Genomic DNA, 5,821 nt, shown 5'->3' on the forward strand with positions numbered 1-5,821 from the left:
CCACCGCGATCAGTCCGGCGACCAGCTTGACGAAGGCCGCGGTCGAGCGGCCGGCATCGAGCTCGAGCGCGCCGATGCGGCGGCGCAGCTCGGGCAGGGCCTCCAGCCCCGGCAGCACCCAGGCAATGCGGCTGAACAGCCGGGCGCCATTGCCGACGCGGCGGCCTTCGGCATCGAGCTGGTCGAAGGCCAGGCGGACGGCTTCTTCCAAGCGGAGGCATTCGGCGATCTGTTCATCGCGCTGCTGGGCGAAGCGTTGGCCGCGCGAGGCCAGCAGCACATTCGAAATGCCGCGTTCGCGCTGCAGTGCGTGCACCAGCCGGCCGATGGTGGCCACCAGTTCGCTGGTGCGTGCGAGTTGTTCCAGCTCGTCGATTTCGCAACGCAGCGCGCCGACCAGGAAGCTCAATCCGGATTTCATCGTGGTGCTCTCGGGGCCCGGAGGCCGATTCAGGGATTGGAGCAACATCCGTGCCCCTGGAACTTGCGCCGCCTACACTCGCCCTCATGCTTGTATTGGGAATCGAATCCTCCTGCGACGAAACGGGCGTGGCGCTGGTCGAGGCTGGCGGCGGTGGATTGCCGCGGCTGGCCGCGCACGCGCTGCACAGCCAGATCGCCATGCACCAGGCCTACGGCGGCGTGGTGCCCGAGCTGGCGAGCCGGGATCACATCCGGCGCGTGCTGCCGCTGACCGAGACGGTGTTCACGGAAGCCGGCCGGCGCCTGTCCGAGGTCGACGTGGTCGCCTACACGCGCGGCCCCGGCCTGGCGGGTGCGCTGCTGGTCGGCGCCGGCGTGGCCTGCGCGCTGGGCGCTGCGCTCGACAAGCCGGTGCTCGGCGTGCATCACCTCGAAGGCCACTTGCTGTCGCCTTTCCTGAGCGCCGATCCGCCCGAGTTTCCGTTCGTCGCGCTGCTGGTGTCGGGCGGCCACACGCAGCTGATGCGGGTCGACGGGGTCGGGCGCTACGAGCTGCTCGGCGAGACCATCGACGATGCCGCCGGCGAGGCTTTCGACAAGAGCGCCAAGCTCATGGGCCTGCCTTATCCCGGCGGCCCCTGGCTCGCCAGGCTGGCCGAGTCAGGCGATGCCGAGGCCTTTAAGCTGCCGCGTCCGCTGATGCACAGCGGCAACCTGGATTTCTCCTTCGCCGGACTGAAGACCGCGGTGCTGACCCAGGCCAGGAAGCTCGGCGACCAGCTCGAGGCCCGCAAGGCCGATCTGGCCGCCTCGACCCAGGCCGCGATCGTCGACGTGCTGCTGAAGAAGTCGATGGCGGCCATCGAGCAGACCGGGCTCGACCGCTTCGTGGTGGCCGGCGGCGTCGGCGCCAACCGCATGCTGCGCCAGCAACTCGATGCGGCCTGCGCGAAACGGGGGATCCGGGTGCACTACCCGGAGCTTCACCTGTGCACCGACAACGGCGCGATGATCGCGATGGCCGCGGCGATGCGGCTCGCGGGCGGGGTCCAGGCGCCGACCGGGCACTACGCCTTCGACGTCAGGCCGCGATGGCCATTGGCATCGCTTGATTCGCCGCTGCAGGCCGCCTGACACTTTCGCGGGCCAGCGACGGCAGCGGCAGCACGTCGAGCATCTTGCGCCAGAGTTGCGACCACTGCGGCCAGTCATGGCCGCCTTCGGTGGTGAACACATGGTCGGGCGGAAGCGCTTCGGCCAGCAGGCGGTGATTGGAGGCGAAGCGATCGCTGAGCCCGAAGCCCAGGTACAGCGGAGGCAGGTGCTGGGCGCGCTGGGGCGAGGCGTATTGCTGCAGCCACGGCCACAGCTTGCGGTCGACTTCCTCGTCCGGCGACGGGCCTTCGGGCGCCTTCCAGGCGCGCAGCCCGCCGGCCTTGTGGATCTCGGCCCCGATCGGCCGCCGGCCCAGGTAGGGTGCCAGCGCGACTATGCCGTCGACCGCGCCGGGCTTCGCCAGTTCGTGGATCAAGGCGCCGAAGCCGCCGATAGAAATACCCACCAGCCAGATCGACTGGTAACCCACGGCCCGCTGCGGCTGGAGCACGTCTTGATGCAGCCGCTCGATGAAGGTCTGGTCGTAGTAGTAGGAGACGTCGGCGTCGACCAGCAGGGCGTCGGCCTCGAATTCGCGTTCCCGGATGGCGTTGACGAAACCCTCGCGTTCGAATTCCTCCGGCTTCAGGAAAGCGCCCGGAAGGAATACCAGCAGCGTGTCGGATCGGGTGTGGCTCTTTGCGAACTTCAAGTGCGTTTTCATGGCGCTTCGATCGGGCGCCCGCTACCTGCTGCCACCGCAGTTCGACGATTTCGGACGCTAATTTAAGAAGAAAGCATTGAAAAACACGTCACAGAACGTGACGAATTTCGCACTTATTGTGAGCGATAAACTTGACCAAGACCGCAACAGAAAGTTACAGAGACGGGTATTTGGATGCATTGCGCCCGGATCGATCCGGGCGCAATGCATCTCATTCGCGTCAGTTGATGGCGAGTTGGGCGACGTTACTAACCGGAACCCGCTTGCCGAGCTTCAGGCTCAGTACGCCATTTTCGAGCTTGGCTTCGCTGGTGGCGACGTCGATGTCCTGCGGCAGTTCGTAGGCGGCCTTGACCCGGCGCTTGGCTTCGGCCTTGCTTTCGATGCGGACCACGGCGCCTTCGATGCCGATGCTCAGGTCGTCGCGCGACAGGCCGGGCACGTCGAGCGTGAGGGTCCACGTCTTGTCGTCCTGCTCGACGTTGAGCGAACGCTGGACACCGGCGAAGGCTTCGCTGACGAAGCGCTCCAGGCTGCGGTCGTAGGCGCGAGGAACGTAGCGGGCGGTGCGGACTGCGGGTGTGAAGAACATGGTGAGACTCCTGAGTGATTGACAATCGGGACAAGAATGTGTGTCCCTTACACTGCGCGGCGTTTCAACAAGAACAGTGCCGCATGCCTTCCCATCTAGGCGCGGCGGGAGGGGATTCAAGACAATGACTTCGAGCTTTATTTGGCGCCGCAAGGCCTTGAAATTGGCCGCCTTGGCGCTATGCGCGAGCACGGTGCCGGTGTTGCGCGCGCAGGCCAGGCCCGCGATCCGCATCGCGATGATCGAAGGCCTGAGCGGCCCCTTCGCCAATACCGGCGAGGCCTCCTTTCGCAATCTGCTGTGGGCGGTCGAACGCGTCAACGATCGGGGCGGCGTCAAGCTGCCCGGCGGCCCGCGGCTGCTCGAACTGGTTCGCTACGACAGCAAGAGCCAGAACGAAGAGGCCCTGTCGGCGCTGCGGGCCGCGATCGACGGCGGTGCGCGGATCGTGATGCAGGGCAATTCCTCGGCGGCGGCGGGCGCGTTGATCGACGCCATCGAGAAGCACAATGCGCGCGATCCGTCCCGGCGGGTGCTGTACCTCAACTACGCGGCGGTCGATCCGACGCTCACCAACGAGCGCTGCAGCTTCTGGCACTTCCGTTTCGACGCCCATGCCGACATGCGCGTCACCGCGCTGATGCAGGTGCTGCAGGAAGACAAGGCGCTGCAGCGGGTCTACCTGATCGGGCAGGACTACAGCTTCGGGCAAGCGGTGCTGCGCGAATCCCGGCGGCAACTCGGCGTGCGCCGGCCCGACGTGAAGATCGTCGGCGAGGAACTGCACCCGATCGGCAGAGTGAAGGACTTCGCGCCGTATGCCAGCAAGATCCTCGCGAGCGGCGCCCAAGGCGTCATCACGGGCAACTGGGGCAATGACCTGACGCTGCTCGTCAAGRCGGCCCGCGAGACGGGCTTCAACGGCACCTTTTACACCTTCTACGGCAACGCGCTCGGTGCGCCCGCGGCCATCGGCGAGGCCGGCGTCGGCCGGGTGTTCGCCGTCGCCGACTGGTTGCCGAATGTGCAGACGCCGCAGTCCGAGGCCTTCTACCGGTCCTTCCGCACCCGCTTCCCCAAGGCCGAGGACGACTACATCCACATGCGCATGCAGCTCATGATCGAGGCACTGGCACAGGCGTACGAGCGGGCCGGCAGCGTCGATGCGGTGGCGGTCGCGCGAGCCCTCGAGAAGGCCGACGTCACCCTGGCTGGACAACGTGGCCGCATGCGGGCCGCCGACCACCAGTTCCAGCAGTCGCTGGTGGTGGGCGTCATGGATCGGCAAGGCGCGCCCGGCGTGAAGTTCGATGTCGAAGGCTCGGGCTACGGCTTCCGGGTCGTGAAGACCATTCCGGCCGATCGCGCCGAGATGCCTACAAATTGCAAGATGCAGCGCACCTGATGTCGCGCGGCGGCAAACTCAACTGCAGGAATGACGATCATGCGTGAAGCGATTCAAAACCTCGAAGCCTCGAAGATCCGCGAGGTGGCCAATGCCGGCCTTGGCCGCAGCGACGTGCTGGCCTTCTGGTTCGGCGAGAGCGACGAGGTCACGCCCGAGGTGGTCCGCCAGGCCGCCATCGACTCGCTGCAGCGCGGCGAGACCTTCTATGCCCACAACCTCGGATTGCCCGAGCTGCGGGAGGCGGTCGCCGCCTACATGAGCGGGCTGCATCCGAAGATCGAGGCCGCGCGCATCGCGATCACCTCGGGCGGCGTCAGCGCGCTGATGCTGGCGGTGCAGGCACTGGTTGATGCCGGCGACGAAGTGGTGGCGGTCACGCCGGTGTGGCCGAACCTCACGGCGCAGCCCGCCATCCTCGGCGCCCGCGTGCGCTGCGTTTCGCTGGTGCCGAAGGCGGGGCAGTGGACGCTCGACCTGGACGCGCTGCGCGCCGCCGTCACGCCGGCCACCCGGCTTTTGATCGTCAATGCGCCCAACAACCCGACCGGCTGGACGCTGACGAGGGCCGAGCAGCAGGCCATCCTCGACCATTGCCGCGGCACCGGCACCTGGATCCTGGCCGACGAGGTCTATGAGCGGCTCTACTACGAGCCGACGCCCAACGGCTGCGCGCCCAGCTTCCTCGACATCGCGGGCGCCGACGACCGGCTCGTGGTCGCCCACAGCTTCAGCAAGAGCTTCCTAATGACCGGCTGGCGGCTCGGCTGGCTGGTGCTGCCGCCGGCCCTGATGGACGGCATGGGCAAGCTGATCGAGTTCAACACCTCCTGCGCCAGCGTCTTCACGCAGCGCGCGGGCATCGCGGCGCTGGCCCACGGCGACGAGATCACGCCGAGGATCGTGGCCCACCTCAAGGCCTGCCGCGACACGCTGCTGCCCCTGCTGGCCGATGTCCCGGGCGTCAAGGTGGCGCCGGCGCGCGGCGGCATGTACGCCTTCTTCCAGCTCGAGGGCTTCGGCGATTCGCTCGAGGTCGCCAAGCGCCTGGTGGTCGAGGCCGGCCTCGGCCTGGCCCCCGGCAACGCCTTCGCCCCCGAAGCCCAGGGCTGGCTGCGCTGGTGCTTCGCGTCGAGGGACCCCAGCCGCCTGGTCGAGGGCGTCGAGCGCCTCAAGCGCTGGTTGGCGGCCCAGCGCTGACCGGCAGGCGCAGCCCCCTTGGTGAAACACCGAGGAACCGGCTTTGCCGGGCCTCTGGTGTTGCCCCCGGTAGGGGGTGGGCGCCCGGGACACGAGGTGCCGGGCAACCTGGGGGCGACTCAGTATATAATTCCAAAGCTTTGCATGCCGCAGAGCGCACGGTGGGTGCAGTTCCAGCGCACACCGCAAGTCAAACATCCCGAGAACCTCGGGACCGGAACGAAGGAAACACAATGATCGCAGCCTCCATCAAGGCCGAAGTTGTCAAGGACAACGCCCGCGCCGCCAACGACACCGGCAGCCCCGAAGTGCAAGTCGCACTGCTGACCGCCCGCATCAACGAGCTCACGCCTCACTTCAAGACGCACGCCAAGGACCACCA

7 protein-coding genes are annotated in these 5,821 nt (G+C 67.2%); 4 read left to right on the forward strand and 3 right to left on the reverse strand.

Going from position 1 to position 5,821, the window contains the following annotated elements; genetic code table 11:
* On the reverse strand, positions 1 to 421 hold a 421-nt coding region (locus AC1DY5_RS39090), incomplete at its 3' end, for a nitrate- and nitrite sensing domain-containing protein (protein WP_478119829.1).
* A gap of 86 nt (positions 422 to 507) precedes the next feature.
* Between AC1DY5_RS39090 and tsaD the strand changes: the two genes are divergently transcribed.
* On the forward strand, positions 508 to 1,557 hold the full coding sequence (gene tsaD / locus AC1DY5_RS39095; RefSeq protein ID WP_478119830.1) for a tRNA (adenosine(37)-N6)-threonylcarbamoyltransferase complex transferase subunit TsaD: 1,050 nt from the start codon (positions 508 to 510) through the stop codon (positions 1,555 to 1,557).
* On the opposite strand, the gene AC1DY5_RS39100 is transcribed toward tsaD, so the two are convergent.
* Complete coding sequence (locus AC1DY5_RS39100) at positions 1,505 to 2,242, reverse strand: alpha/beta hydrolase-fold protein (protein ID WP_478119831.1); 738 nt, start codon at positions 2,240 to 2,242, stop codon at positions 1,505 to 1,507. The two genes, tsaD and AC1DY5_RS39100, sit on opposite strands and share 53 nt — an antisense overlap.
* Positions 2,243 to 2,462: 220 nt before the next feature.
* Complete coding sequence (locus tag AC1DY5_RS39105; protein ID WP_478119832.1) at positions 2,463 to 2,834, reverse strand: Hsp20/alpha crystallin family protein; 372 nt, start codon at positions 2,832 to 2,834, stop codon at positions 2,463 to 2,465.
* Positions 2,835 to 2,958: 124 nt separating this feature from the next.
* On the opposite strand from AC1DY5_RS39105, the gene AC1DY5_RS39110 reads away from it, so the two are divergent.
* From AC1DY5_RS39110 to AC1DY5_RS39120, 3 genes are all read left to right on the forward strand, one after another.
* Complete coding sequence (locus AC1DY5_RS39110) at positions 2,959 to 4,239, forward strand: branched-chain amino acid ABC transporter substrate-binding protein (protein WP_478119833.1); 1,281 nt, start codon at positions 2,959 to 2,961, stop codon at positions 4,237 to 4,239.
* A 30-nt stretch (positions 4,240 to 4,269) separates the two neighbouring features.
* Positions 4,270 to 5,439: a pyridoxal phosphate-dependent aminotransferase gene (locus tag AC1DY5_RS39115; protein ID WP_478119834.1), complete on the forward strand. Its 1,170-nt coding sequence runs from the start codon at positions 4,270 to 4,272 to the stop codon at positions 5,437 to 5,439.
* A 233-nt stretch (positions 5,440 to 5,672) separates the two neighbouring features.
* Positions 5,673 to 5,821, forward strand: a 149-nt coding sequence (locus AC1DY5_RS39120; protein WP_478119835.1) for a 30S ribosomal protein S15, incomplete at its 3' end; no start/stop codon positions are given.

This window comes from Variovorax sp. P4_D9 (assembly GCF_056401695.1).

Bases quoted from the DNA above. Each gene is read 5' to 3' on its own strand.
- AC1DY5_RS39100 (WP_478119831.1), bottom strand. From the start codon at position 2,242: ATGAAAACGCACTTGAAGTTCGCAAAGAGCCACACCCGATCCGACACG.
- tsaD (WP_478119830.1), top strand. From the start codon at position 508: ATGCTTGTATTGGGAATCGAATCCTCCTGCGACGAAACGGGCGTGGCG.
- AC1DY5_RS39105 (WP_478119832.1), bottom strand. From the start codon at position 2,834: ATGTTCTTCACACCCGCAGTCCGCACCGCCCGCTACGTTCCTCGCGCC.
- AC1DY5_RS39115 (WP_478119834.1), top strand. From the start codon at position 4,270: ATGACGATCATGCGTGAAGCGATTCAAAACCTCGAAGCCTCGAAGATC.